The 25,196-nt window shown below is 70.6% G+C and carries 23 protein-coding genes; 6 read left to right on the top strand and 17 right to left on the bottom strand.

The annotated features are described in order from the left end of the window. Positions 1-57: 57 nt before the first annotated feature. From G7071_RS05740 to G7071_RS05720, 5 genes are all read right to left on the bottom strand, one after another. Entirely contained in the window at positions 58-1,536 is a 1,479-nt protein-coding gene (locus G7071_RS05740; RefSeq protein ID WP_166316027.1) for a DEAD/DEAH box helicase, read from the bottom strand. 184 nt (positions 1,537-1,720) lie between these two features. Beyond that, complete coding sequence (locus tag G7071_RS05735; RefSeq protein WP_206062916.1) at positions 1,721-3,163, bottom strand: flavin-containing monooxygenase; 1,443 nt, start codon at positions 3,161-3,163, stop codon at positions 1,721-1,723. A gap of 17 nt (positions 3,164-3,180) precedes the next feature. Further along, positions 3,181-3,915 carry a glutamine amidotransferase gene (locus G7071_RS05730; protein ID WP_166316021.1) on the bottom strand — a complete coding sequence of 245 codons (735 nt, stop codon included), beginning with the start codon at positions 3,913-3,915 and terminating at the stop codon, positions 3,181-3,183. Positions 3,916-3,917: 2 nt separating this feature from the next. Beyond that, entirely contained in the window at positions 3,918-5,066 is a 1,149-nt protein-coding gene (locus tag G7071_RS05725; protein WP_281351744.1) for a CaiB/BaiF CoA transferase family protein, read from the bottom strand. A gap of 45 nt (positions 5,067-5,111) precedes the next feature. Next, on the bottom strand, positions 5,112-6,278 hold the full coding sequence (locus G7071_RS05720; protein WP_246210496.1) for a trans-sulfuration enzyme family protein: 1,167 nt from the start codon (positions 6,276-6,278) through the stop codon (positions 5,112-5,114). A 96-nt stretch (positions 6,279-6,374) separates the two neighbouring features. Here G7071_RS05720 and G7071_RS05715 point away from each other — a divergent pair, with 96 nt between their 5' ends. From G7071_RS05715 to G7071_RS05705, 3 genes are read left to right on the top strand one after another with little or no spacing between them, the layout of a single operon-like run. Next, the gene (locus G7071_RS05715) at positions 6,375-6,857 is read left to right on the top strand and encodes an Lrp/AsnC family transcriptional regulator (protein ID WP_166316015.1); all 483 of its coding nucleotides are present in this window, start codon (positions 6,375-6,377) and stop codon (positions 6,855-6,857) included. A gap of 52 nt (positions 6,858-6,909) precedes the next feature. Continuing rightward, positions 6,910-7,497, top strand: a complete 588-nt coding sequence (locus G7071_RS05710) for a PadR family transcriptional regulator (protein WP_166316012.1) — start codon at positions 6,910-6,912, stop codon at positions 7,495-7,497. Next, complete coding sequence (locus tag G7071_RS05705; RefSeq protein WP_166316009.1) at positions 7,494-9,485, top strand: NADPH-dependent 2,4-dienoyl-CoA reductase; 1,992 nt, start codon at positions 7,494-7,496, stop codon at positions 9,483-9,485. The genes G7071_RS05710 and G7071_RS05705 overlap by 4 nt, the downstream gene beginning before the upstream one ends. A gap of 106 nt (positions 9,486-9,591) precedes the next feature. Here the strand turns inward: G7071_RS05705 and G7071_RS05700 are convergent, their stop codons facing one another. Both G7071_RS05700 and G7071_RS05695 read right to left on the bottom strand, forming a co-directional pair. Continuing rightward, positions 9,592-10,767, bottom strand: a complete 1,176-nt coding sequence (locus G7071_RS05700; RefSeq protein ID WP_166316006.1) for a DUF4062 domain-containing protein — start codon at positions 10,765-10,767, stop codon at positions 9,592-9,594. Positions 10,768-10,894: 127 nt separating this feature from the next. After that, the gene (locus tag G7071_RS05695) at positions 10,895-11,059 is read right to left on the bottom strand and encodes a hypothetical protein (RefSeq protein ID WP_166316003.1); all 165 of its coding nucleotides are present in this window, start codon (positions 11,057-11,059) and stop codon (positions 10,895-10,897) included. A gap of 187 nt (positions 11,060-11,246) precedes the next feature. On the opposite strand from G7071_RS05695, the gene G7071_RS05690 reads away from it, so the two are divergent. Further along, a complete protein-coding gene (locus tag G7071_RS05690) occupies positions 11,247-12,107 on the top strand; it encodes an alpha/beta fold hydrolase (protein ID WP_206062915.1) in 861 nt (286 codons plus the stop codon). 95 nt (positions 12,108-12,202) lie between these two features. Here the strand turns inward: G7071_RS05690 and G7071_RS05685 are convergent, their stop codons facing one another. Further along, a complete protein-coding gene (locus G7071_RS05685; protein ID WP_166316000.1) occupies positions 12,203-13,453 on the bottom strand; it encodes an HNH endonuclease signature motif containing protein in 1,251 nt (416 codons plus the stop codon). A 114-nt stretch (positions 13,454-13,567) separates the two neighbouring features. Next, on the bottom strand, positions 13,568-13,990 hold the full coding sequence (locus G7071_RS05680) for a pyridoxamine 5'-phosphate oxidase family protein (protein ID WP_166315997.1): 423 nt from the start codon (positions 13,988-13,990) through the stop codon (positions 13,568-13,570). 159 nt (positions 13,991-14,149) lie between these two features. On the opposite strand from G7071_RS05680, the gene G7071_RS05675 reads away from it, so the two are divergent. Then, complete coding sequence (locus tag G7071_RS05675) at positions 14,150-15,340, top strand: nucleotide sugar dehydrogenase (protein ID WP_166315994.1); 1,191 nt, start codon at positions 14,150-14,152, stop codon at positions 15,338-15,340. Between the two features lie 57 nt (positions 15,341-15,397). Here G7071_RS05675 and G7071_RS05670 read toward each other — a convergent pair whose 3' ends face one another. From G7071_RS05670 to G7071_RS05650, 6 genes are all read right to left on the bottom strand, one after another. Next, the gene (locus tag G7071_RS05670) at positions 15,398-16,840 is read right to left on the bottom strand and encodes a glycosyltransferase family 2 protein (RefSeq protein WP_166315991.1); all 1,443 of its coding nucleotides are present in this window, start codon (positions 16,838-16,840) and stop codon (positions 15,398-15,400) included. Beyond that, a complete protein-coding gene (locus G7071_RS05665; protein ID WP_166315988.1) occupies positions 16,837-18,546 on the bottom strand; it encodes a hypothetical protein in 1,710 nt (569 codons plus the stop codon). Before G7071_RS05665 ends, G7071_RS05670 begins: the two co-directional genes overlap by 4 nt. Then, complete coding sequence (locus tag G7071_RS05660) at positions 18,543-19,517, bottom strand: glycosyltransferase family 2 protein (protein WP_206062914.1); 975 nt, start codon at positions 19,515-19,517, stop codon at positions 18,543-18,545. Before G7071_RS05660 ends, G7071_RS05665 begins: the two co-directional genes overlap by 4 nt. Next, positions 19,517-20,575, bottom strand: coding sequence for a sulfotransferase family protein (locus tag G7071_RS05655; protein ID WP_166315985.1), 1,059 nt, complete (start codon positions 20,573-20,575; stop codon positions 19,517-19,519). Before G7071_RS05655 ends, G7071_RS05660 begins: the two co-directional genes overlap by 1 nt. Before the next feature lie 83 nt (positions 20,576-20,658). Further along, positions 20,659-20,913, bottom strand: a complete 255-nt coding sequence (locus tag G7071_RS19600) for a family 1 glycosylhydrolase (RefSeq protein WP_281351743.1) — start codon at positions 20,911-20,913, stop codon at positions 20,659-20,661. Next, positions 20,910-22,007, bottom strand: coding sequence for a glycoside hydrolase family 1 protein (locus G7071_RS05650; RefSeq protein WP_281351742.1), 1,098 nt, complete (start codon positions 22,005-22,007; stop codon positions 20,910-20,912). Before G7071_RS05650 ends, G7071_RS19600 begins: the two co-directional genes overlap by 4 nt. A gap of 17 nt (positions 22,008-22,024) precedes the next feature. Between G7071_RS05650 and G7071_RS05645 the strand changes: the two genes are divergently transcribed. After that, positions 22,025-22,708 carry a pirin family protein gene (locus G7071_RS05645; RefSeq protein WP_166315982.1) on the top strand — a complete coding sequence of 228 codons (684 nt, stop codon included), beginning with the start codon at positions 22,025-22,027 and terminating at the stop codon, positions 22,706-22,708. 18 nt (positions 22,709-22,726) lie between these two features. Here the strand turns inward: G7071_RS05645 and G7071_RS05640 are convergent, their stop codons facing one another. Together G7071_RS05640 and G7071_RS05635 are read right to left on the bottom strand one after the other, a co-directional pair. Continuing rightward, entirely contained in the window at positions 22,727-23,620 is an 894-nt protein-coding gene (locus tag G7071_RS05640; RefSeq protein WP_166315979.1) for a diacylglycerol/lipid kinase family protein, read from the bottom strand. Further along, a complete protein-coding gene (locus G7071_RS05635) occupies positions 23,620-25,191 on the bottom strand; it encodes an FAD-binding oxidoreductase (RefSeq protein ID WP_246210494.1) in 1,572 nt (523 codons plus the stop codon). The genes G7071_RS05640 and G7071_RS05635 overlap by 1 nt, the downstream gene beginning before the upstream one ends. Between the last annotated feature and the right edge of the window lie 5 nt (positions 25,192-25,196).

Below are 25,196 nucleotides of genomic sequence, written 5' to 3'. Positions count from 1 at the left end.
GGACGCGCGGACACCAGGGGTGTCCGCGCGTCCTGTGCGTGAGGCGTTGAGCCCCGGTCAGCGACCGGAGAAGGAGGCGGCCGAGTGTGAACGACCACCGGTCGAGCCAGAGGTGCTGCGGTTGCCGCCGCCGCTGCGACGACCGCGGCTGCCGCCGGAGGGCGCGCCTGCCGGAGCACCCTGACCGCCGCCACCGGAACGGCGGCGCTGACCGCCACCGGAGCCGCCGGCCGAGCCGGAGCCACCGGTCGGGTTGCCCCGGCGCGACTGGCCGTTGGTCTCGCCGGTCTTGCGGGCGCGCTTGCGCTGGGCGTTGCCGCCGGTCGAGGAGCCGCCACCCGAGGGGGCGACGTCGGCGACGAGGCCGCCGGGAGTGGTGCGCTCACCGGGAGCGAGCTGGACCAGCATCGGGTGGTCGGGACCGTGGACCTTGGTGGTCGTGGCCTTGATGCCCGCGAGCCGGGTGAGGTCGCGGACGTCGCGCACCTGGTCGTCGGTCATCATCGTGATGACGGTGCCGACGGCGCCGGCACGCGCGGTGCGGCCCGAGCGGTGCAGGTAGGCCTTGTGCTCGGTCGGCGGGTCGGCGTGCACCACGAGGGCCACGTCATCGACGTGGATGCCACGCGCGGCGATGTCGGTGGCGACCAGCGTGGTGGCCTTGCCGGAGTGGAACATCGCCATGTTGCGGGTGCGGGCGTTCTGCGACAGGTTGCCGTGCAGGTCGACGCTCGGGATGCCGCTCTTGTTGAGCTGACGAGCCAGCGCCTTGGCGCCGTGCTTGGTGCGGGTGAACATCACCGTGCGGCCGGGCGCGCTGGCCAGGTCGACGAGGATCGGCACGCGCTGGTCGCGGCTCACGTGGAGCACGTGGTGGCTCATCGTGGAGACGGGTGACTGCGCCGAGTCGGCCTCGTGGGTGACGGGGTTGGTCAGGAAGCGCTTGACCAGGACGTCGATCGCCTTGTCCAGCGTCGCGGAGAACAGCAACCGCTGGCCGCTCTGCGGGGTCTTGTCCATGATCCGGCGCACGCCGGGCAGGAAGCCGAGGTCGGCCATGTGGTCGGCCTCGTCGAGGATGGTGACCTCGACTGCGGACAGGTCGCAGTACTTCTGCTGCATCAGGTCCTCGAGGCGGCCCGGGCAGGCGACGACGATGTCGACGCCCTTCTTCAGGCCGGTGGTCTGCGGGCCCTGGCCCACGCCGCCATAGACGACGATCGTGGAGAGGCCGGCGGCGTCGGCCATCGGCTTGAGGGCTGCGTGGATCTGGCCGACGAGCTCGCGGGTCGGGGCGAGGATCAGCGCGCGCGGCTTGCGCGGCATGGCCGGCAGCTTCGCGGCGTCGAGGCGGGTGACCAGCGGCAGCAGGAACGCATACGTCTTGCCGGAGCCGGTGCGGCCCCGACCGAGCACGTCGCGCCCGGCGAGGCTGTCAGGCAGCGTCGCGGCCTGGATGGGGGTGGGGGAGGTGATGCCCTGCTTGTCGAGGATGTCGATGAGCATGCTGGGCACGCCGAAGTCGGCGAACGTCATGGTGGATCACTTTCGTTGGCGTCTCGCCAACACATCGCGCGTGCTGCGCGGCATGGCCTCGAAGAAGTCGAGGTGAGCGGGCCCTGTTTCGAGTTCCCACTGCGATCCGGGGCAAGACTGGCCGGACCGACTAGTCGGCAACCCTAGGGGTCAGCGGTGACAACAGGCGAATCCTTGGTCGAGGTCAGCCGAAGCCCAGCACCCCGTCGTCGATCGGGGCGCGCCGGATCTTGAGCATGTCGTAGACGTAGTTCTGCTTCAGCTGCCACGGCTCGACGTCGCCCTGCTTGGGCAGCCGGTCGAGGGCGCGCAGGACGTAGCCGGCGGTGAAGTCCATGAACGGCATCGGCCGCACGGCCGGGTCCGGGCGGGCCACGGCGTAGCGCCGGCCGGTCTTGTCGAGGTGGCTCAGCAGTCGGCACACGAACTCGGCGACCAGGTCGGCCTTCAGCGTCCAGGACGCGTTGGTGTAGCCGATGGTGAAGACGAAGTTGGGAACGCCGCTGAGCATCAGCGCCTTGTAGGCCATGGTGTCCGCGACGTCGACCGGTGCGCCGTCGACCGTGAGGGCGATGCCGCCGAAGGCCAGCAGGTTGAGCCCGGTCGCGGTGACGACGACGTCGGCCTCGAGCTCCTCACCGGACGCGAGCCTGATGCCGGTCGGGGTGAAGGTGTCGATCGCGTCGGTCACCACCGACGCGCGACCGCGGCGGATCTCGTTGAAGAGGTCGCTGTCGGGCACCAGGCACATCCGCTGGTCCCACGGGTCGTAGGGCGGGTTGAAGTGCGTGTCGACGTCATAGCCCGCGGGCAGCAACGACGTGTTGAGCCGCCGGATCAGCTTGCGCGCAGCCGCCGGCCGCCGCTGGCTGAACTGGTAGAGCGCGGTGGAGACGGTGATGTTGCGCCACCGGTTGGCGACGTGCGACGCCTTGGGGCCGAGCGCCCTGCGCAGCCCGACGGCGAGCTTGTCGACCGACGGCACCGACAGGACGTATGTCGGTGTCCGCTGCAGCATCGTCACGTGCTCGGCGCCCGACGCGGCCAGGGCTGGGACGAGCGTGACGGCGGTCGCGCCGGAGCCGATCACGACCACCTTCTTCCCGGCATGGTCGAGGTCGGCCGGCCAGTGCTGCGGGTGCACCACCTGTCCTGTGAACTCGCCCAGGCCCGCGAAGTCGGGGGTGAAGCCCTCGTCGTAGTCGTAGTAGCCGCTGCACATCCACAGCAGGTCGGTCGTCCACTCCTGCGATCCTGTCGGCGTGGTGATCGTGACCGTCCACCTCGCTGACCCGGAGTCCCACGACGCGCTCGTGACGTCGTGGTCGTAGTGGATGTGATCGTCGAGGCCGTGCTCCGTGGCGGTCTCGCGGACGTAGGCCAGGATCGAGGGCCCGTCGGCCAGCGACCGCTCGTCGGTCCACGGCTTGAAGCGATAGCCGAGGGTGAACATGTCGGAGTCGGAGCGGACGCCCGGATAGCGGAACAGGTCCCAGGTGCCGCCGCTGACCCCGCGCTTCTCCAGGATCGCGAAGCTGCGACCGGGGTGCTCGCGGGTCAGCTGGGCGGCGGCGCCGATGCCGGACAGGCCGGCACCGACGATCAGGACGTCGACGTGGTTGGTCACGGGCCTCGGGTCTCTGGTCATGAGCGGGCGTAGAGCTCCACGAAGCGAGCCAGCAGCCGGACGGGCTCGACGACCAGCGCCTCACGGGCAGCCGCCTTGAGCGACTCGCGCTCGTGCGGCTCGTAGTAACCGTGGTCTGCGTAGGCATCGATCCGGTCGCACAGCGCCACCGGGTCGAGCTCGGGGTGGAACTGCGTGGCATAGACGTTGCGGCCGAGGCGGAACGCGTGGACGGGGCAGGTGTCCGACGAGGCGAGCAGCACCGCGCCGCCGGGGAGCCGCGAGACGGCCTCCTTGTGGCCGAGGTAGGCCAGGAACACCTCGGGCAGCTCGCCGAACAGCGGATCGGCCGTCCCCTCGGCGGTGAGCCGGATCGGCAGGGCGCCGATGGCTTCGCCGTAGGTCCGGTCGACGACTCCGCCGTCCAGGACGCCGAGCACGCCGACGCCGTAGCAGGCGCCGAGGAACGGCATGTCAGCAGCGACCACGCGCCGGGCCAGATCGCGCAGCTCGGCCTCGACGCGGTGCTGGGTCGGGGACTTGAGGTGGTCGGGGTCGGAGGCGTTGAACGGGCCGCCACCGAGGATGATCCCCGACCAGTCGTCCAGGTCGATCTCCCCCAGCGGGCCGGACTCGACGCGCACGCGCGCCAGCTCGTCGGGCTGCAGGCCGGTGCCGGCCAGGACGGCGTCGTACTCCTGCTGGGCGACGTCGTCCTCGGCGCGGGTGCCGAGGAAGAGGAAGGGGCGCATGCTCACGCCTGGGTGGCCGCGCCGGACTCGATGAGCGCGTCGACGTCCTCGATCCCCCAGGCTGCGAGGGCGTCGCGGGTGTGTCCGCCCGGACCGCCGGGTGGCATCGAGATCGTCGCCGGCGTGCGGGAGAAGCGGGGAGCCGGGGCAGGCTGGGTGATGCCCGCGCTGTCGACGAACGTCTCGCGGGCCACCAGGTGCGGGTGCTGAGTCGCCTCGGCCAGCGGGATGATCGCGGCCACGCAGGCGTCGGTGCCGTCGAAGACCTGGGACCACTCGGCCTGGGTCCTCTCCTTGAAGCGGGTGGTCAGCGCGTCCCGGATGGCGGGGAAGTTGGCGGGGTCGTTGCGGTCGGGGAGGTCGAGCTCGAGGCGGCTGATGAGCTCGGCATAGAACTGCGGCTCCAGGGCGCCCACGCTCATGTGCTTGCCGTCGGCCGTCTCATAGATGTCGTAGTAGGGCGTGCCGCCGTCGAGGAGGCCGGAGGCCCGCTCTCCCTTGTCCATGCCGAGCGCCGCGAAGGTCGCCGACATCGCGTTGAGGTGGGCCGTGCCGTCGACGATCGCGGCATCGACGACCTGGCCCTTGCCGCTCACCTTCGCCTCGAGCAGGGCGGCGAGGATCCCGATGACGAGGTATGTCGATCCGCCGCCGAAGTCGCCGACGAGGTTGCCCGGGAAGTGCGGGCGCGCCTTGTCCTGACCGAGGCCGTGCAGGGCACCGGTGATGGCGATGTAGTTCATGTCGTGGCCGGCGACCTGGCTCCACGGGCCGTCCTGGCCCCAGCCGGTCATCCGGCCATAGACCAGGGCCTCGTTGCGGGCCCAGCAGTCGTCCGGGCCGAGGCCGAGCCGCTCGATCGCGCCGGGGCGCATCCCCTCGACGAGCACGTCGGCCTGCTCGACCAGGTCGAGGACCGCGGCGACGGCAGCGGGGTTCTTGAGGTCCATCGCGACGCTGGGCCGGCTGCGCGTGAGCACGTCGTGCTGCCCGCCGCCGAACATCCCGCCGCCCGCCCGTTCCACCCGGATCACGTCGGCGCCGAGGTCGGCGAGGATCATGCACGCGTGCGGGCCGGGACCGATCCCGGCGATCTCGACGACCTTGACCCCACGGAGCGGTCCGGTGCCCTGGCCCAGTTCATACGTCATGGGACCGATCATGACACCGGCGCTGTCACGGTCGCGAGGGGCGTCTCAGCGAGCAGCCGTCAGCGCCTGCGCCAGGTCGGCGCACAGGTCGTCGGGGTCTTCGAGCCCGATGGAGAGCCGCAGCGTGTCGGCGTGCGGCCGCGCCTCGGGCGCGACCGGTCGGTGGGTGAGGCCGGCCGGGTGCTGGATGAGCGAGTCGACCCCACCCAGGGAGACGGCGTGGGTGAAGAGCCGGACCGACTCGGTGACCGCGCACGCGGCGTCATAGCCACCTTCGAGGCTGAAGGCGATCATCGCGCCCGGACCGCGGAGCTGTCGCCCGACGAGGTGCAGCGGGTCGCACTCGGCGAGCCCCGGATAGCGCACCTCGCGCACGCCCGGCTGGGAGGCGAGCCAGCCGGCGACCTTGCCCGCGCCGTCCTGCTGCGTCCGCACGCGCACGGGCAGGGTGGCCAGGCCACGGTGCAGCAGGTAGGCGCCCATCGGGTGGAGCAGCGCACCCGTCACCGCACGCACCCGGCGCAGCGCCTCGGCCCACGGCTCGGGGCAGGCGATCACGCCGCCCATGGCGTCGCCGTGACCGCCGAGGTATTTCGTGGCGCTGTGCAGGACCAGCGTCGCCCCGTGGTCGGCCGGGTTCTGCAGGACAGGCGTCGCGAAGGTGTTGTCGACCAGCACCGGGACCCCGCCGGCGGCCTCGACGACGGCCGTGATGTCGACCAGCTCGAGCGTCGGGTTGGCCGGGGTCTCGACGACCACCAGGCAGGTGTCGGACCGGACAGCGCCCGCCACCTCGTCGGGCGCGCAATAGGTGGTCTCGACGCCGAGCATCCCGGACGCGAGGAGGTGGTCGCTGCCGCCGTACAACGGACGCACGGCGACCACGTGGCGGCCGTCGCCCTCGGTCGCCGCCGCGAGGACCGCTGCGGTCAGCGCCGCCATCCCGGTCGAGAACGCGACGGCCGCGTCGGTGTGCTCGAGCAGGGCAAGGGCCTCCTCGAACCGGGCGACGGTGGGGTTCCACAGCCGCTGATAGACCAGGCCGCCCTCGGTCGGGTGGCCGCCGGTCGCCATCGCCTCGTAGGAGGCGCCGCCGCTGTCGATGCTCGGCAGCGGGTTGGTGGTGGACAGGTCGAGCGGGAGCGCGTGGACGCCGAGCGCCGCGAGGTCGGTCCGGCCGGCGTGGACGGCAAGGGTGTCGAGACTGGTCACGCGGCCCACGGTGGTGGAATCCACGTTGATCGGCAACACTGAGTGAAGAACTGCCCGTCGATCGTCGGTCACACCGCAGATCATGGAGTTTCTCGTATGTCGCCAGCCCCCTCCTCACCCGATCCTGCACCGCTCGACGCGCTCGACCGGCGCCTCCTGACCGAGCTCGCCGCCGACGGGCGGATCACCAACGCCGCCCTCGCCAAGCGGCTCGGGATCGCCGAGTCGACCTGCCTCCAGCGCGTCCGCACGCTGCGCGAGCGCGGGGTGATCCGCGGCGTCCACGCCGACATCGACCTGGCCGCTCTCGGCTTCCCGATCCAGGCCGTGGTCAAGGTGCGACTGGGCAGCCACAACCGCGACCACGTCGCAAGCTTCCACGAGGTCCTGGCCAAGGTCCCGGGAGCGCTGCGGATCCTGCACGTCGGCGGCGAGGACGACTACCTGATCCACGTCGCCGTCGCCTCGACCCAGCAGCTGCGCGACCTGGTCCTCGAGCACGTCAACGTGCACCCGGCCGTCCGGCACACCGAGACGCAGATCGTCTTCGAGGAGATGCCGGGCTCGGGCGTGCTGTGACTCCCACCACCCACCCTTGCAACTAGTTGCATAGGTCTGGCACCATCGCGGCATGGCCCTCGAGCACGCACTTCTCGTGGCGCTCAGCGAGAAGCCCGGCGCCGGGCTGGAGCTGGCGCGCCGCTTCGAGCGCTCGCTGGGCTTCTTCTGGCATGCCACCCACCAGCAGATCTATCGCGTGCTCTCCCGGATGGAGTCCGACGGCTGGCTCAGTGTGGAGACGGTCCCGCAGACGGGCAAGCCCGACACCCGCGTCTACACCGTCTCGACCGCCGGGGCGCAGGTGCTCGCCGACTGGCTGGCCGAGCCGACGCAGATGGAGACGTTCCGCAGCGACCTCGCGGTGAAGCTCCGCGGGGCGTCGTACGGCGATCGCCCCACCCTGCTGCGGCACGTGCGCGAGACCCTGGCCGACCACGAGGCCCGGCTGGCGCACTACCGCGTCCTCGAGCAGCGCGACTATCCCGAGCCCGCGGCGCTCGACGGCCACGCGCTCGACCAGCTGCTCGTCCTGCGCGGCGGGATCCGCCTCGAGGAGTTCTGGATCGGCTGGCTCTCCGACTATCTCCACGCCCACGGTTTCGTGACGGGCGCCAGGGCGCCCTCCTCAACCTCCGACAACAGCAAGGACACGCGATGACGCCCTACCCCCACCTCCTCGCCCCCGTCACCCTGGGCAACCTCACCCTGCGCAACCGCGTGGTGATGGGCTCGATGCACACCGGGCTGGAGGACCACCCGTGGGACATCGACAAGCTCTCGGCCTACTTCGCCGAGCGCGCCCGCGGCGAGGTCGGGCTGATCATCACCGGCGGCTATGCGCCGACCAAGCGCGGCTGGCTCAAGCCGTTCGCCTCCGAGATGACCAACCGCCTGCAGGCCAAGCGCCACGAGCGGATCACCGCCGCGGTCCACGACGAGGGCGGTGCGATCGCGCTGCAGGTCCTGCACGCGGGCCGCTACGGCTATCACCCGCTCTCGCAGAGCGCCTCGGACAAGAAGTCCCCGATCACCCCGTTCAAGCCGAGCGCGATGTCGACCAAGGAGGTCGACGCATGCGCCACGGCCTTCGCCAAGAGCGTGGCGCTGGCCCGCAGGGCCGGCTATGACTGCGTCGAGATCATGGGCTCCGAGGGCTACCTGATCAACCAGTTCCTGGCCGCCCGCACCAACGACCGCGACGACCAGTGGGGCGGCAGCGCCTCGCGGCGGATGCACTTCGCCGTCGAGGTCGTCCGTCGCTCCCGCGAGCTCGTGGGCGACGACTTCCCGATCATCTATCGCATCTCGCTGCTCGACCTCGTCGAGGGCGGCCAGTCGTGGGAGGAGATCGCCGAGCTGGCGCTGCACCTCCAGGCGGCCGGGGTGACGGTCTTCAACACCGGCATCGGCTGGCACGAGGCGCGGGTGCCGACGATCATCACCCAGGTCCCCCGCGGCGCCTGGCGTTCGCACACTGCCCGGCTCAAGGAGATCGTCGACGTCCCGGTCTGCGCCTCCAACCGGATCAACACCCCCGAGCTGGCCGAGGACATCCTCGCCAGCGGCGAGGCAGACCTCGTCTCGATGGCCCGCCCGCTCCTGGCCGACCCCGACTTCGTCGCCAAGGCCGCCGCAGACCGCGCCGACGAGATCAACACCTGCATCGCCTGCAACCAGGCCTGCCTCGACCACGTCTTCGCCAACAAGCGCGCCTCGTGCCTGGTCAACCCGCGCGCCTGCCACGAGACCGAGCTGGTGCTCACGCCCACGATGCGCAAGCAGACCGTCGCCGTCGTCGGCGCCGGTCCGGCCGGGCTCGCCGCGGCCGTCAACGCCGCCGAGCGCGGCTTCGCGGTGACGCTCTTCGAGCAGGCCGCCGAGGTCGGCGGCCAGTTCCGCCTGGCGATGCAGGTGCCCGGCAAGGAGGACTTCGCCGACACGCTGCGCTACTTCACCCGCCGGCTCGAGGTGCTCGAGGTGGACGTGCGGCTCGGCACCCCCGCGGCGCCGGGCGACCTGTCGACATACGACCACACGGTTATCGCCACCGGCGTCGTCCCGCGGATCCCCGACATCCCCGGCATCGACCACCCCAAGGTCGTGTCGTATGCCGATGTGCTGGCCGGCCGGGTCACGGTCGGGCGCCGCGTCGCGGTGATCGGCGCGGGCGGGATCGGCGTCGACGTGAGCCACTACCTCAGCCACGACCCCAGCGACACCGACGAGGACTGGTATGCCCACTGGGGCGTCGGCGACCCGGCCGTGCACCCCGGCGGCCTGACCGAGCAGAAGCCCCGCACGCAGGTGCGTGAGGTGACGCTGGTGCAGCGCAAGAGCACCCCCATCGGGATCGGGCTGGGCAAGACGTCGGGCTGGGCCCACCGGGCCGTGCTGAAGCAGTCCGGCGTGCAGCTGGTCAGTGGGGCGACGTACGACCTGATCGACGACGCCGGCCTGCACCTCACCGTGGACGGGGAGCCGCGCGTCCTCGACGTCGACCACGTGGTGGTCTGTGCCGGGCAGGAGTCCGTCCGTGACCTGCACGACGAGGTCGGCGGTCACCTGATCGGCGGTGCCGACGTCGCTGCCGAGCTGGACGCGAAGCGGGCGATCGACCAGGCGACGAGGCTGGTCGCTGCGTTGTAAGGGGTCTGGTCAGAGATGCTCGAGGCAGGCTGTTCAAGCGGCGGGCGGTTCCGTCGAAGCGCCCACTGTGACGCAGATGCAGAGCGCCCAACCACCCCAGTCCGGATCAGTCTTGTTCAGCGGCCGGGACTTCAGCTTCTGATTCTTCTTCCAGCGACGCGGGGTAGTCAGCGCGGAGCAGCGACTCCTCGCCGGCTTGCAACGCGCGGAGTTGCACGAGGCGGGTGTGCCCGTAGGGCGTGAGTGACCAGTAGTTCGCCGTATCCTTGACGGACCGATTGCGCTTCGAGTGCTGAATCAGTCCAAGCGCGTTGAACTGCAACAGGAGAGTCTGGAAGTCCTCGTCTGAAACCTCCAAGCCTTCCCACCACCACTTGAAGCGGGTGTCGCCCGACTTCCCGACTTCTCCCTCAATCTCTGCTTGGAGCGCCTTCCGAACGTCGTCGCTGTTGTCGAACTCCGCTACGGAGCACAAATCGGTCTTGAGGGTGGGCTCATCGGCCTCCTGCATCATCCTGAGCCCGAGGTAGCCAAATGCGCGGTCCCAGGTCATCTCTACTGAAGTCCAAACACCCACTGAGTACCTGGGGTATCCGGAGATGTCACTCCACTTCCCCTTGGCATACAGAGGAAGAGAAAACTTGCCTTCTCTCTGCGCCAGCCGATCCGTCCCGGGCGGCGCCTGGGTGCGAACACTCTCGAGTTGCGCCCTTAGCTCTTCGATTTCCTTCTGGGCCTTCGCTAGAGCTGTAAGGGATTCCTTGTTCGTCGCCTGATCGGCCTTGATCCAACCCGTCGCTGGGTATCGCCGTCGGAATGTGTTCCAGGTAAGGGCCACCTTGCCGGCGAGATCCTCGGGCGACGTCCAGTACTTCACATGCTTGGCGGTCTCCACCTTCCTGCGGAATGCCGCCAGCGCCTCGCGTCGCGCGTCCGAGTCTTCCGTCCGTTCAGCCAACAATTTGCCGGGCTGCCCGTGAAGAAAGGCCATGACCGGCTTCTTCAGGCGAACGGCCGTGTCGTACTCCCGCTCGGTAAAACTGATCTCCAGATCTGGATCAACGGAGCCGTACTTGCCTCCGATGATGAGCAGGTAGTAGTCGGAGTCCGCGATCACGTCCTCGATCAACGTCCAGGCGTCGTCGTCGGCAGCGGGAAACAACTCCATGCCAGCGGGGATCGCGTCAAGGTTCAGCAGAGCCGAGACTACGGCCGCGCGAGCCTCCATGAGGTCGAGATATGTCGAGCTCACGAAGACTTGATACCGCTTGTCCGCGTCCATGCCGGCGACCCTAGGTCATGGCGTAGACACACGGGCGGCTTCGAGGCGTCCGACCGCGTTGGAGTGCCGTCAAGGAGGGACAGCAGGGGATGGAACCAATGGGTGATACCGCCGCCTGACGACGTAGTCAGTTGCGGAAGTGCTTGCGAACCTGGTCCGCCTGCTCTGTGGATAGTTCCCATCGGCGATACGGAGCGCTCTGCCAGCCTTGGTCGCGCAGCCACTGACGGATCGTGGTCGGACTGAGGCTGAGTTCTACTGAGAGCTGTCTGGGCGTGATCGGCTCGGTCATCGCTCGAGAGTAGGCGAGCCTGGCTGGCCCCGCCGCACAACAGTGCAACCGACCGGCTTGGCGTGCGTCATCCCGCCGCTTGTCGGCGCGGGCCAAACAGCCGACGCAGCCCGGTCTGCATGGCACGGCAAGTCAGGGCGCTCAGCGCCGGTCGCATTCAAACGTCCGGATCTAGCAGCGGTGGAGTGTGTGGATCAGTGTCTCTCGTTGCGGATCGGCTCGCGGTGGCGATGCACAGATTTCCGCGTGGGCTAGCGTTCAAGAAATGACGTTGAACCATGCGCGCCGCGGAAGCGGCAGGCCCTTGTTGCTCGTGCACGGTCTGGGCGCTGGATGGCGATCCTGGTCCCCGATCATCGACGGACTGGCCGAGAGCCGTGAGGTCATCGCCGTCGACCTGCCGGGTTTCGGCGAGTCGCTTCCTTTGACCGGCGAGGTCTCGATAGCCACCCTCACCGACTCCGTCGCAGAATTCATCCGCGAACAAGGTCTGGACGGGGTGTCGATCGTCGGCCAGTCGATGGGTGGCCGAATGGTGCTCGAGCTCGCACGGCGAGGCGTCGGCGGCGACACCGTGGCGTTGGACCCGGGTGGTTTCTGGAGCGACCGCGAACTCGCCGTCTTCGGCGCCACGCTTCGGCCATCGATCGCTCTGGTCCGGGCGCTTCGAGGCACGCTGCCAGCACTGCTGGGCAACCCCGTGGGAAGGACGCTGCTGCTCGCGCAGTTCTCGGCGCGGCCCTGGGCACTCTCGCGCGAGACCGTGCTGCCGGATGTGCGCGGGCTGGCCGACTCCCCGTCGACCGGCGCGGCCTTGGACGCACTGACCAAGGGGCCCAAGCAGCAGGGTGCGCCGGCCGGCACTGTGCCCGGCCGGGTCACGATCGGTTGGGGTCGTCGTGACCTGGTGACCATGCCGAGACAGGCCGCACGTGCCACGGAACTGTTTCCGGACGCAAGGCTGCACTGGTTCGAGCGGTGTGGCCACTTTCCACAATGGGACGCACCGCAAGAGGCGACCCGACTGATCCTTGACAGCACCAGTTGAGGTCGGTCGCGCTGCCCGGCCGACGAGGGCGCTTGTCGCTCTAGCCGGATCGTCATTCGGAACGGGTCGAACTGCGTCTTAACGCCGCGAACGCCTCACGTCCGCCGACTGAAGAGCACCTTCCCGTGCTTGTCGAGGGAGTGCTGGAACGCCGGGTCGTGGATGCGCGTGTGGTGCTTCGAGCAGAGCAGCCTCCCCTGCTCGACACTCGTCCCGCCGCCCTTCGACCAGGCGACGTCGTGGTGGGCATGGCACAGACCCGGCGGCGCATCACATCCGGCGGCGGTGCAGCCACCGTCGCGCACACCCATTGCGATGCGTTGCGCCTCGGAGTGGAAGCGTCGCTTGCGCCCGACGTCGAGGACGACGCTCCGCCCGCCCAGCACGACCGGGATGATGCCAGCCTTGCAGGCGAGCCGGCGGGCCTCACCAGCGCTGATCCGCGCACCGGTGTCCAACGATGCCGCCCTCAACCCACCCAGCAACGTCGAGAGCTTCATCGTCACCACGACCGTGGCGGGCACCCCGCCAGCAGACGGCACCGAGTCGGCTGGCCGGGACTCGATGTAGTCCATGAACGCGCGACCCATCCGGTGCCGCGACAACCCCCGCTCCCCCGGCTGCGTCGGCGCAGTGGTCCCTGCCCGGGCCGGAGAGGCCAACGCCATCAGGTGCTTGCGCAACATCTCCGCGTGCAGCGTCGGCAGCGTGAACCGGCCATGGCACCTGCCGTGCCCGTCGTCGGACATCGTCAACGCCGCCGCCGCCCGCGCCTCGCGCTCCTCGGCCTCCAGCCGGCGCGCCTCCTCGGCGTCCGCAGCCTCGGGATCGATGACCTCCAGGAGCCGCCGGCCCAGGACCCGCAACGCCTTCGCGTCATGGTCATGCGCCCTGGCCAACAAGAACTCCGTCGCTGCCGGAGGCACCCACTCGGCGACGTCGTCGGGCAGCGCGTCGACCGCGTCCACGATGACCCGCGCCTGATCGGTCAGCACCTCACCCGCCGCCAGCGCCTCCCGGACGCAGGCGTGGCGCTCGAGGCCCTCGGCCAACCGACGCATCCGGTGCGCCTCGGCGCGCGTCGTCCTCGTCTCGTGGGACCACCAGCTCGTCGTCGACACCGCGCCAGTCTCCAGGCCCGTCTCGACCGTCTCACCATGACGCAAGACCCGCATCAACAGCTCGTCGAGCTGCGCCCGCGCCCGGGTCAGGACCAGCAGCGTCTCCCCCACCTCACCCGAGCCCATCGACCACAACGGCGCATCCGACACCGACTCGACCGCCTCGGCACACCGGCGCGCGGCGGCTGCGACCTGGTGGTCGAAGGAGTGAGGGAGCGCCGTCATGAGAGCACTCTTCCAGAGACCACCGACAACGGATCGGCCCAAGAATCACCCTCTCCACGGGCGCTCCCGAACGGCCCCTGATCGACGCGGCGGCATGCGTCCTGAGGGTGCTTGTCAGTCGTGCGGCCGCAGGTGCAGCCAGGGCCGGGAGAGGTGGAAGGCGCGACCCGAGACCACCCTCGGCTGCAGCTCGACGACGTTGTACTTCTCCTCAGCCACCCAGGGCCTGAGCGGGACGTTCTCCGCGCGGTGCGCCTCGTCCTCGGGCAGCAGACGCGCGGCGCCACGGACGACCACGCTGCGCGCGAAGTCGTCGTTGTAGTGGTCGACCTCGAACGCGACCTCGGAACCCATCACGATCGCCAGGAGCTTCTCGCCCTCGGCGCTGCGGAACAGCAGGCTGCGGCCGTCGACCGCGTAGTTGATCGGGGTGATGTGCACCTCGTCGACCAGTCGGAACGCGATGCGCCCGAACTCCTCCTGCTCCAACATCTCCCAGCACTCTTCGGTGGTGAGCGCGGTGACTGCCTCGTCCATGACAGCTCCTCTCGAGGTCGCTGCAGATGATGTCCCCACCACCATGACGCCCCGACCCCGTGCTCGACAAGGACCGAAGGTCACCCCCTCGACTGCCGTTCATCCCCCGGCGACCGAGGGGTCACCGCGTCCGGCGCCCGCAGCGGGCACAATGACGGCGTGACCACGAAGATCGCCGTTGCCGGCCTGGGCTATGTCGGACTCTCCATGGCCTGCCTGTTGGCCCGCGACAACGACGTGGTCGGCCTCGACCTCGACGAGGGTCGCATCGAGCGGCTGCAGGCCGGGCAGAGCCCGATCCACGACGACGACATCAGCAGGTTCCTCGCCCGCGAGGACCTGACGCTCACGTTCACCACCGACCCCGCGCAGGCCTATGCCGACGCCGATTTCGTCATCATCGCGACGCCGACCAACTACGACGAGGTGAGCAACTACTTCAACACCGACTCGGTCGAGGCAGTCATCGCCGACGTGCTGAAGGCGGCTCCCGGCGCCACGATGGTGATCAAGTCGACGATCCCCGTCGGCTTCGTCGAGGACGTGCGCCAGCGGCTCGGGACCGCAGACGTCATCTTCAGCCCGGAGTTCCTGCGGGAGGGGCGCGCCCTCCACGACAACCTCAACCCGTCGCGGATCGTGGTCGGAGAGGACTCCGCGCGGGCGCGTCGGTTCGCCGAGCTGCTGGTCAAGGGCGCCGACATCGACGACGTCCCACTGCTCTTCACCGAGCCCACCGAGGCCGAGGCGATCAAGCTCTTCGCCAACACCTATCTGGCGATGCGCGTCGCCTTCTTCAACGAGCTCGACTCGTTCGCGCTCTCCCGCGGTCTCTCGACGCGACAGATCATCGACGGCGTCGGCCTCGACCCGCGGATCGGCACCCACTACAACAACCCGTCCTTCGGCTACGGCGGCTACTGCCTGCCCAAGGACACCCGCCAGCTGCTGGCCAACTACTCCGAGGTCCCGCAGAACCTCATCCACGCCATCGTCGAGGCAAACACGACCCGCAAGGACTTCGTCGCCTTCGACATCCTCGACCGACACCCCAAGGTCGTGGGGATCCACCGGCTGCTGATGAAGGCCGGCTCGGACAACTTCCGCGAGTCGTCGGTGCAGGGGATCATGAAGCGGATCAAGGCCAGGGGCGTGCGGGTCGTGGTCTTCGAGCCCGAGATCGAGGCGAGCCACCTCGATGCCGACGGCAGGTTCTTCGGCTCCGAGATGTGCGACGACCTGGCCGACTTCAAGGCGACGGCCGACGTGATCGTGGCCAACCGGATGTCGCCCGAGCTCGAGGACGTCCGCGACAAGGTCTACACCCGCGACCTCTTCGGCTCGGACTGAGCGCCTGCGTCGCTGGCGTCCCGCTGGCCGGGTGTGAGGAGTGAGGGCCGCACGAGATCAGTCCCGAGGGACCGGCGGCTTCATCTTCCCCTCGTAGCGCGGCACCTCGCGCTCGTCGGTCGCCACCCAACCGACGTCGCTCGCCGAGCGCCGGACGAGGCCGTACGCCGAGTCGAGCTCGTCGTCGCCCAGCCGGCCGTGGACACGCAGCACCCGTGACACGGCGGCGGTGCGCTCCAGGCGGCCGACGCCCTCGATCACCGCGGCGCCGTCGTGGTGGCGCTCGAGATCGTCGAGCAGGTCCTCGAGGGCCGACTCCCCCGGCGCCGTGGTCACGCCGTCCAGGGTCAGCCGCCACGGCGAGCGGCGGGTCGTCGGGAGGTCGGTCACCAGCTCGACGCGCTGGTCCCCGGCATAGGTCCGCTGGACGATCCGCGCCTCCAGGCGCGGGTCTCGCACCGGGGAGATGCGCTCCTGGGTCAGCGACGACCAGTCCCCGACCAGGACGACCCGCAGGTCGTCGAGCGTGGAGTCCAGGACCGCGTCGACGACCCGCTGCACGCGCTCGCCCGGGTGCGCACGCGAGTCCAGGACCACCTCGAGGAAGGGCACGTCGTAGCGCCGCCCACGTCGGTTCCGCTTGGGTCGCATCGTGGGCACGAGGTTGGCGAGGAACGCGTCGTTGTAGCGGTTGATCGCGTCGCGGTGCTCCATCACGTGGGTGCGTCCGAGGTGCCAGGCGCGCGACGAGTGCTCCGGGAGCAGCACGCCGCCTGCCTCGGCGAGCCGGTGTCCCAGCTCCATGTCCTCGCCCAGGCGCAGGCTCGTCGCCATACCTCCCGCAGCGTCGTAGAGCGAGCGCGTCAGCGACCCGGTGGCGCCGACGTGGGCACGGAACGCACGCGGGCCGGCGAGGGTCAGGTCGTTCGTACGCCGCCACATCCCCTCGACCCACTTGTGCGTCTCCTCGGCGTCCCAGTCCCAGGTCGTGGCGATCGCTCCGTCGGCGACCGCGTCGCGGACGGCACCCGGCTCGATGCCGACCAGGGCCGACGGGTCGACGAAGCGCTTGGTGCCCAGGACGACCGCGTAGTCCACGAGGTGGTGCCACCGTGCCTGGGCCGCCACGTGCTCGGCGAAGCACAGCATGTCGGCGTCGAGCCACTGGATGATCTCGCCGCTGCTGGCCTGCACGCCGGTGTGGCAGGCGTTGGCGCGGCCCCAGCCGTCACCCACCCGGACGAGCACCGTGTTCTCGGGCCGGACCTCGGGCAGCACCACCGGGTCGGGGTTGCCGTCGTCGACGACGACGACCTCGAGCAGGTGGGTCGGATAGGTCTGCGCCGCGAGAGCGGCCAGGACGACGGGGAGCGTGGCCCCGGCCTGCCAGGTCGGGATCACGACGCTGACGCTCTTCTCGGGCTCCCAGTCGTCGAGCGGCGCCGGGGTGAGCGAACGCCACTCGTTGCGCCGGACCAGCGGCTGCAGCTCGCGCGTCATGGCAGGTCCGCCTGTTGCACGGTGAGCTCGCGGCTGGCGTGGAAGCCGGTCCACTCGCGCTCGAGGATCTCGGGTCGGCGGAAGGACTCGGGGTCGGAGGCCCAGGTGTGCCCCGACCCGGTGCGTCGAAGGACATATCCCAGACCGTGGGTGCGATAGATCCGGCCACCGCCGGCCTCGACCGCGTTGAGGAGCTGGGCGTCGACGAAGCGGCGCACGCGCCGGAACCCGCCCACGCCACGGAGCACGTGACGGTCGATCATGATCGTCCCGCCCGCGACGAAGCGGTTGAAGACCTCGGTCGGGTGGTTGCGGCGGGCGGTGACCCCGAGCTCCTCGAGATAGACGAACTCGCTCGGCATCCCGACCACCTCCGCGCCGGTGTAGCGACGAGCGAGGAGCAGGTCGTGGACGGCGTGCGGGGAATACCAGTCGTCGTCGTCGACCTTCATCAGGACGTCGCCGCCGGCCGCGGCCGCCGCGTCGTCGAGCACGTCGCCGAAGAACGCATCCTCGTCATGGGTTCGTACGACGACGTCATGCCCTGCGAGCCGGGCGCGCACCTGGTCCTCGTCCACCGTCCAGCCGTGGGTGCCGAGGACCACCTGGAGCTCGACGTCGCGCTGGCGCGCGAGCTGGCGCAGCGCGAAGTCGAGCTGGTGGGGGCGCATCGTGGCGAGCAGGACGCTCACCTTCGGCTGCGCCACGAACCGGACACCTGCGCCCCGGGCCAGGTCGCGTCGCCAGGCGAGCGTGGAGTGGGTGTCGAGTGCCGCGCGCCTGGTGGCGACGCTGTGCTCCTCGCGGGCGAGTCCGTCGTCGAGGTCTGCAGGCGCTGCGAGCGCGGCGGCGAGCTCCGGGCTGAGGTGGGGGTTGGTGCCCTCCGCGAGCAGCGGGACCCCCGCCGTCGCCAACCCCGCCACGACCCGAGGATCGGCGGTGGCCAGGTCGACGCGAAGGCCCTGGACCGCCCTGAGCCCCTCGATGGTCCGCTCGGTCAGCCGCAGCCGTGGGTCGAGGTCGCGCACGGGCTCGTCCCAGTCCTTGCGCCAGCCCACCGGGTTGACGACCAGCTCGTCCACGGGCTCGAGGCCCGGGTCGGTGACCACCAGGGGGGCCCGGTCGGTCACGTGGTGGACCTCGGGTCCGCCGGGCTGGGAGGAGATCACCACGTCGGGGGGCACGTCGCGCTCAGGGTCACCGGCCTCGGTCGCGTCGTGGAACCAGGGCGCGCGCACGTCGAGTCCAGCGGCAGCCTCCCGCCCGGCATATCCGACGACCAGCCCACCGTGCCCGTGGTCGCCGCCGGCCGCCTGCCGGGCACACTCGACCAGCACCTGGTGGGCCGCCACGGGGCGGACGAAGCGCAGGACGGTCAGCACCCCCCGGTCGGTCTCGCGGGCCATCAGGCTGGTCAGCGGCGGCCACTCGGGCCGGGGGTGCACCACGAGCGGGTCGGTGGCATCGGTGAGCCAGAGGGCCACCACCCGCACCTGGCCCACGCGTGGCAGGGCCGAGGCCCGCTGGCGCAGGGAGGCGCGGTCCGCCGTCATCCACAGGACGGACTTCCAGCCGCGGCCGATGTCGGCGGCCCCGGCCAGGGTCGTGAAGGTGGACCCGGGCGGGGCCAGGTCTGCACCTGTGTCGTCGTCGCCGATCGCCAGCAGGGGAGATGGGGAGGTGAAGCCGTCGAGGGGATGGGTCACGAAGGAGCCCCCGTCCGCCGGCTGCCGGTCGACCTGTCCCGTTCCCGCAGCGATGCGGGCAGGGAGTGCTTGACGAGGGGCCGCGGCTGCTGCCGCAGCCACGTGCGCGTGACGTGGTCGATGATGTGGACGCCGGGCGGCGCGTCGACCCGGACCAGGCCGCCGAGCTCCTCGGCACGTCCCGACCGGATGGCGTCGTCGACCTCGAACTCGCGCAGCTTGCGATAGAGCCGGGTGTTGGTGAAGTCGACTCCCTCGGTGCGCCAGTGGGCATATTCATCGGCGTCGAGCCACTTGACCTCCACGCACAACCCCTGCTGGAGGACGAGCCTCTCGGTGTCGGCCGGGAACTCGCGCAGCTCCCAGTCGAAGGCCTTCACGAACGTGAAGTCCGGACCCATGGGATAGACCCAGGGCTCGAGGAACCGCAGCGACAGGTCGAGCCAACCGGTGGACTCGTCGACGACCGTCAGCGGGTGGCGCGGCATCGCCACGATGGTGCGGGTCGACTCGAGCTGCCACGAGAGGTCGCGCAGGATGCCCGCGCCCTCGGGCGTGAGCACCATGTCGCCGTCCCACTTCATCGAGTAGGCGGTGCGGACCTGGCTGAAGCACCAGTTGTAGAAGTGCGTCAACGAGTGGACGCTGGTGGCGGGAGTGGCGAGGTGCTCACCGCCGGCCCGGGCGACCTCGTGGGGATAGACGAGCCCGGTGAACCGGTCCGCGGCGCCACAGTCGTCGGCGATCCGCCGCGCCACGTCGAGCGTGCCGTCGTCGGAGCCGTTGTCGACCAGCAGGACGTGCTGGACGGCGTCGAAGATCGGCGGCAGCACCCAGGGCAGGTTGCGTGCTTCGTTGCGCACCCGGAAGACGCAGGTCAGGCCGGGCGTGAGCGACTCGCCGCGCGTCCACGGCCAGGTGATGTCGTAGTCGACCAGCCCCTCGAGCGAGGGGATGTCCGGGCCCGACATCAGGCCTCCCGGCTGCGTCGTCGCGTCAGCGCCTTGCGAAGCCCCCGTCGAGCCCGCGGTGGCACCATCGCCCGGACGGCGTGCGGGAGTCGCGGCGCGCCGCCGGCCTCGACGGCGGCCTCGGCGGCGGCCTGCTCGATCTCTCGCCGGGCGGTGACAGCGCCCTCGCGCCGCGCCGCCAGGGTCGTGGAGTGGGCGAACGCCTCGGCGTCGGCATACATCTCGTCATAGGCGACGCGCAGCTGGTCGCTGCGGGCGTGTGCCTCGGCGCTGTCGCCGCCCTCGGTGGCCAGCCCGTCGAGCGTCTGCCAGGTCTCCTCGGCGAGATCACGCAGCGAGCGCGGGACCTCGACGTCGTCCCAGGTGAGGGTCACGCGGCGCAGTGAGGGGTCGATGAACTTGTGGACCTGGGCGATGTCGTTGGCCATGGCCGTCTTGACGGCCTGGAGGTCGAAGGCCTCACCGAGGGCGAAGACCGGCTGGGTCCAGTCGTCCAGGAGGTCGGAGTAGCGGACGAACCGGCGGGCCTCGCCACGGGTCGCACGCTCGGTGTGGAGCATCATGTTGATCCAGGCGGCGGTGCGGGTGACGTCGCCCTGGCGCTGGTCGTAGTACTTCTTCTTCGAGCCCACGACCTCGGTGACCGGGCGGAGCATGGTGACGTAGGAGGGGGTGGCCTCGCAGCGGTCGGCACACGCCCGCCAGAGGCCGAGGAACCAGGCGGCGCGCGGGTCCTTGATCACGAGCTCGTCGCCCTGGTCGAACTGCGACTCCAGCCACTGGGTGACCCGCTCCCTCACGGCGTGGTCGGCGCTGAGCCGCCCCGCGTCGAGCCAGGCGCGCGGCCGGGCGTCGGAGACCTGCACCCCGCAGCGCCCGAGCAGCTCCTGGTGGAGGTCGACCACCCACTGCGGCTCGCCGAACCCCTTCGGGTTGGTGGAGTCGGCGACCACCTCCGGCTGGGGCACGTGCAGTCCGAGCGTCTGCAGGGTCCCGCTCATGGTGCTGGTGCCACTGCGGCCCGATCCGACCACGAACACGACCCGGCGACTCCCCATGCGAGGCAGCCTATCGGCCCGCTGCGTCGACGCCGCCCAGGTTGCGTCCCCCGCCGGCAGGCCGGCGCCGTACGGCGAAGGGCTCAGCCCGCAGCCGGGGTGGAGGCCTGGGCGGCGATCACGTCGGCATACCACTGGAAGGACTTCTTCGGCGTCCGCTTCAAGGACTCGAAGTCGACGTGCACGAGGCCGTAGCGCTTGGTCAGACCCTCGGCCCACTCGAAGCTGTCCAGCAGCGACCAGCAGTAGTAGCCGCGCACGTCGACGCCGCGTTGCACGGCCTGCTGGACGGCTCTCAGGTGGGAGGCGAGGTAGTCGATCCGGAGCTGGTCGTTCACGACCCCTCGGCGTCGGGCTCGGTGTTGTAGGCCGCCCCCGACTCGGTGATCACGATGGGCGGGAGTGCGGCGCGATAGCGGGCGCGGAACATGATCAGCCACTCCCGCAGCGCATCCGGAACGACCGGCCAGCCCCGGTCGGTGATCGGATAGCCCACGACGTCGCGATATTCGAACGGCAGGTCCGCGTCCTCGTCGGTCGCGGCGATGCGCATCGGGTTGTAGTAGTTGACGCCGTAGAAATCGAGCGGCTGCCTGATCGTCGCCATGTCGCCGGGTTCGGCCAGGCCCTCGAGCAGCGGCATCAGGTCGGCCGGATAGCGCCCGAGCAGCATCGGCTCGAGCCACATGCCGTTCCACAGTGCGTCGAAGAGCTTGCTCGCGCCGACGTCGGCGTCGTCGTCGGTCGCCGGCCACACGGGGGCGTGGTTGTTGGCGCAGCCGACACTCGTCGCGCCGTGCCTGCGCAGCTCGATGGCCGCGCGACCGTGGGCCAGGAGGAGGTGGTGGGAGGCCCACAGCGAGTCGAACATCAAGGATCGACCGGGCGCGTGCATGCCGATGCCGTAGCCCAGGAACGAGGCGACGTTGGGCTCGTTGAGGGGGATCCAGTGCTCGACCCGGTCGGCGTAGCGCTCCCCCACGATCGCGGCATATTCGGCGAAGGCGTCGACGGTGCCCCGGTTGAGCCAGCCGCCGTCGTCCTCGAGTGCCTGCGGCAGGTCGTAGGCATAGAGGGTCACCATCGGCGAGATGCCGTTCTCGAGCAGGGTGTCGAGCAGGCGGTCGTAGAACTCCAGGCCCTTGTCGTTCACCCGGCCGCGGCCCGACGGCAGGATCCGCGACCAGCTGAGCGAGAGCCGGTAGTCCTTGGTCCCCAGCCGCTTGAGCAGCTCGAAGTCCTCGGCGAAGCGGTGGTAGTGGTCAGCAGCCACCGCGCCGCTGCTGCCGTCGATGATCCGCCCCCGCTGGCCGGCGAAGGTGTCCCAGATGCTGGGTCCCCTGCCGTCGAGGTCAGCAGCACCCTCGACCTGGTACGCCGCCGTGCTGGCGCCGAACCGGAAGCCGGCCGGTAGCTGGGGGAAGTCATCCACTGGTTGAAGATATAGCCATGACAGGGGCTGTGTACGCCGGTTCGGCGAGGTTCACGACTCTCGCGCCAGGGCGGGTCACCCGGCACTCGTTCTCGTTCGCGGAGCACTACGACCCCGCCAACCTCGGCTTCGGCCCCATGGTCTGCCACAACGACGACGTCCTCGAGCCTGCCGGGGGCTATCCCGACCACCCGCACCGCGACCTCGAGATCGTCACCTGGGTGCTCGAGGGGGTGCTCGTCCACACCGACGACGCCGGCCGTGCGCTGGCGCTGGAGCCGGGGGACGTCCAGGTGATGAGCGCCGGCTCGGGCATCCGGCACGCGGAGGTCGCCGACCCGTCGAGCGGGCGGACGCGCTTCCTCCAGACCTGGCTGCGCCCCGACGAGCCGGGCCTCGCGCCCAGCTGGCGCGTCGAGGGCGTCGAGCCGGGGCCGGGCCTGACGGCGGTCGTGGGGGCCGGCGCTCTGCCCATCGGGACCGAGGGGGCTCGCCTCGACATCGCCCGCCTGTCTCCCGGCGAGCACGCCCAGCTCCCGGACGCACCCCTCCTCCACGCGTTCGTCGCGGTCGGCGGAGGACGGCTCGGCGGGCTCGAGCTGGGAGCCGGCGACGCCGTACGCCTGGACGACGAGTCGAGCACTGCCTTCGAGGCGACTGCCGCCGGCACCGAGCTGTTGGTGTGGTCCTTCAGCTCCTAGCCCTCAGGCCACGGCGGATCAGGCGAGGACGTTCAGCGCACCCGGCAGCACCGACACCCTCGTGGGCGCGGACGGTGCGGAAGGCAGCACGCCGAGCGGCTCACCGTCACCCCCGACCGGGACCGGGGTGCGCGAGGTCGCCGAGATGGTGACGACGCGGCCGGTGAAGACGTGCACCTCGTCGAGGTGGACGTGGTCACCGTCATAGACCTTGGGCAGTGCCCGGACGAGCGCACGCTTCGACGCCGCCTCGATCACGATGATGTCGAGCAGGCCGTCGTCGAGGGAGGCTGCCGGGGCGATCTTCATGCCCTTGCCGTAGTAGCCCGAGTTGGCGATCACCGCGGTGGCACCGTCGATCTCGTGGGCGACCCCGTCGATCGTCAGGTGGTAGCGGGCGGGCGTGTAGGTCGCCAGCGCCCGGATCGCAGCCAACGGGTATTGCGCGGGCTTCGGCACCCAGGTCGCGCGGTCCACGATCTCCGCAGCCTTGGCGTCGACGCCGGCATAGACCGAACCGGCGACGATGCGCTCGTCGCCATAGGCGATGAGGTCGACGGTGCGCCGGCGTCCCGCGAGCAGCGCGTCGGCCTGGGCGAGCGGGTCGTCGGGCAGGCCGAGCATGCGCGCGAAGTCGTTGCCCCGGCCGGCGGGCACGATGCCCAGCGTGCCGCCGAGCCGGGAGACGGCCCCGGCGACGGACGACAACATCCCGTCGCCGCCGGCGGACACGACGACGTCCCCACGGGCGACGGCCGCGGAGACGAGGTCCATGGCCGCGTGCGGGCCGGGCGAATAGGTCACCTCGACGCGGGCGCCCGCGTCGCGCAGCCGGCGCGCGACCGGGACGACGGCCTCGGGAGCGGCGCCGCCGCCGGAGGCGGGGTTGACGAGGAACGAGAAGGAGTCCATCAGACCAGCACCCCCGGGTTGAGGAGGCCGGCCGGGTCGAGCGAGTCCTTGATCGCCCTCAGCGTCTGCACGCCGAGGGGGCCGATCTCCTGGGCGAACCACGGCTTGTGGTCGGTGCCGACAGCGTGGTGGTGGGTGATCGTGGCGCCGGCCGCGACGATCGCGTCGGAGGCCGCCTGCTTGGCCGCCGCCCACTGCGCCAGCGGATCGTCCGACTCCTTGGCCGCGACGGTGAAGTAGAGCGAGCACCCGGTCTCATAGACGTGGGAGATGTGGCACAGCACGAGCGCCCCGTCGCCGAGCGACGACTCGAGGGCCGACTTCACGTCGGCATACAGCCGCTCGCGGTTGGACCAGAAGGTCGCCGTCTCGAGCGTCTCGACGAGCACACCGACGTCGAGCAGCGAGTCGCGCAGGTATGGCGCGTTGAACCGCCCGTGGGCCCAGGCCGCACCCACGTCGGTGCCGACGTCCGTGCCGCCGAGCTCGGTCAGCAGCGCGGTGACCGCCGTGCGCTTGGCTGCGACAGCGGCCGGGGTGCCCTCGAACCCGGTGATCATCAGGCAGCCGGCCTCGTCGGCGCCGCCGATGGCGGTCGGGTCGGCGAGATTGATCGCCGTCTCCGCCTCGTCGGAGAGCCGGATGACCGTCGGCAGGAGACCGGTCTGGGCCAGCGTGCGCATCGCCGCGGCGCCGGCGGCGAACGAGGGCCAGCGCCACCCGACATAGACCTTGTCCTGGGGCACCGGGCGGACCCGCACCGTGACCGAGGAGATGACCCCGAAGGTGCCCTCCGAGCCGAGGAAGACCTGCCGCAGGTCCGGTCCGGCCGCGTTGGCCGGCGACGAGCCCACCGAGATCGTGCCTGACGGGGTGACCACGGTGAGTCCGACGACCAGCGCGTCGAAGCGGCCGTAGCCGGCGCTCGACTGACCACTGGAGCGTGTCGCCGCGAAGCCGCCGATCGAGGCGAACTCGAAGGACTGGGGGAAGTGGCCGATCGTCAGGCCGTGCTCGGCGAGCAGCGCCTCGGCCTCGGGGCCGCGGAGCCCGGGCTCGAGGGTGGCGGTCATCGACTCGTCGTCGACGGCGAGAAGCCGCTTCATCCGGACCAGGTCGAGGCTGACGACGCCGGCGAAGGGCTCGCGTGCGGCGACCAGCCCGCCGGTCACCGAGGTGCCGCCACCGAAGGGGACCACCGCGAGCCGGTGGGTGGTCGCCACGGCCAGCACCGCCTCGACCTCGGCCTGGTCGCCGGGGCGCACGACCACGTCGGGGGCGTCGGAGAGGTCACCGGTGCGCGCCTTGAGCAGGTCGGGCGTCGACTTCCCGCGGGTGCGCAGCCGACGCGCGGCGTCGTCGGTCAGGACGTTGTCGCCCCCGACGGCCGTGCGCAGGGCGTCGACCGCCTCGTCGGGGATCCTGGCCGCCGGCACGGCGACGTCCTCGGCGGCCGGCCGCTCCACGATCTCGCCGAAGGCCAGCTCGATCAGGCCGCGGGCGGAGTCGGGGAGCGAGGTCTGGGCTGCCGGGTCGCCCCAGCGCTGGGGGTGCATCTCGTGGTTGGTCACGTGTT

The sequence above is a fragment of the Nocardioides piscis genome, assembly GCF_011300215.1.
GTDB lineage: Bacteria > Actinomycetota > Actinomycetes > Propionibacteriales > Nocardioidaceae > Nocardioides > Nocardioides piscis.
This window is presented reverse-complemented; position numbering and strand designations above follow the sequence as displayed.

Coding starts and splice junctions, on each gene's coding strand:
- G7071_RS05655 (WP_166315985.1), bottom strand. CDS start 20,575: ATGGGGAGTCGCCGGGTCGTGTTCGTGGTCGGATCGGGCCGCAGTGGC.
- G7071_RS05680 (WP_166315997.1), bottom strand. CDS start 13,990: ATGGACGAGGCAGTCACCGCGCTCACCACCGAAGAGTGCTGGGAGATG.
- G7071_RS05640 (WP_166315979.1), bottom strand. CDS start 23,620: ATGGACTCCTTCTCGTTCCTCGTCAACCCCGCCTCCGGCGGCGGCGCC.
- G7071_RS05740 (WP_166316027.1), bottom strand. CDS start 1,536: ATGACGTTCGCCGACTTCGGCGTGCCCAGCATGCTCATCGACATCCTC.
- G7071_RS05715 (WP_166316015.1), top strand. CDS start 6,375: ATGTCGCCAGCCCCCTCCTCACCCGATCCTGCACCGCTCGACGCGCTC.
- G7071_RS05685 (WP_166316000.1), bottom strand. CDS start 13,453: ATGACGGCGCTCCCTCACTCCTTCGACCACCAGGTCGCAGCCGCCGCG.
- G7071_RS05700 (WP_166316006.1), bottom strand. CDS start 10,767: ATGGACGCGGACAAGCGGTATCAAGTCTTCGTGAGCTCGACATATCTC.
- G7071_RS05695 (WP_166316003.1), bottom strand. CDS start 11,059: ATGACCGAGCCGATCACGCCCAGACAGCTCTCAGTAGAACTCAGCCTC.
- G7071_RS05660 (WP_206062914.1), bottom strand. CDS start 19,517: ATGTCGGGCCCGGACATCCCCTCGCTCGAGGGGCTGGTCGACTACGAC.
- G7071_RS05710 (WP_166316012.1), top strand. CDS start 6,910: ATGGCCCTCGAGCACGCACTTCTCGTGGCGCTCAGCGAGAAGCCCGGC.
- G7071_RS05730 (WP_166316021.1), bottom strand. CDS start 3,915: ATGCGCCCCTTCCTCTTCCTCGGCACCCGCGCCGAGGACGACGTCGCC.
- G7071_RS05725 (WP_281351744.1), bottom strand. CDS start 5,066: ATGACGTATGAACTGGGCCAGGGCACCGGACCGCTCCGTGGGGTCAAG.
- G7071_RS05645 (WP_166315982.1), top strand. CDS start 22,025: ATGACAGGGGCTGTGTACGCCGGTTCGGCGAGGTTCACGACTCTCGCG.
- G7071_RS05670 (WP_166315991.1), bottom strand. CDS start 16,840: ATGACGCGCGAGCTGCAGCCGCTGGTCCGGCGCAACGAGTGGCGTTCG.
- G7071_RS05705 (WP_166316009.1), top strand. CDS start 7,494: ATGACGCCCTACCCCCACCTCCTCGCCCCCGTCACCCTGGGCAACCTC.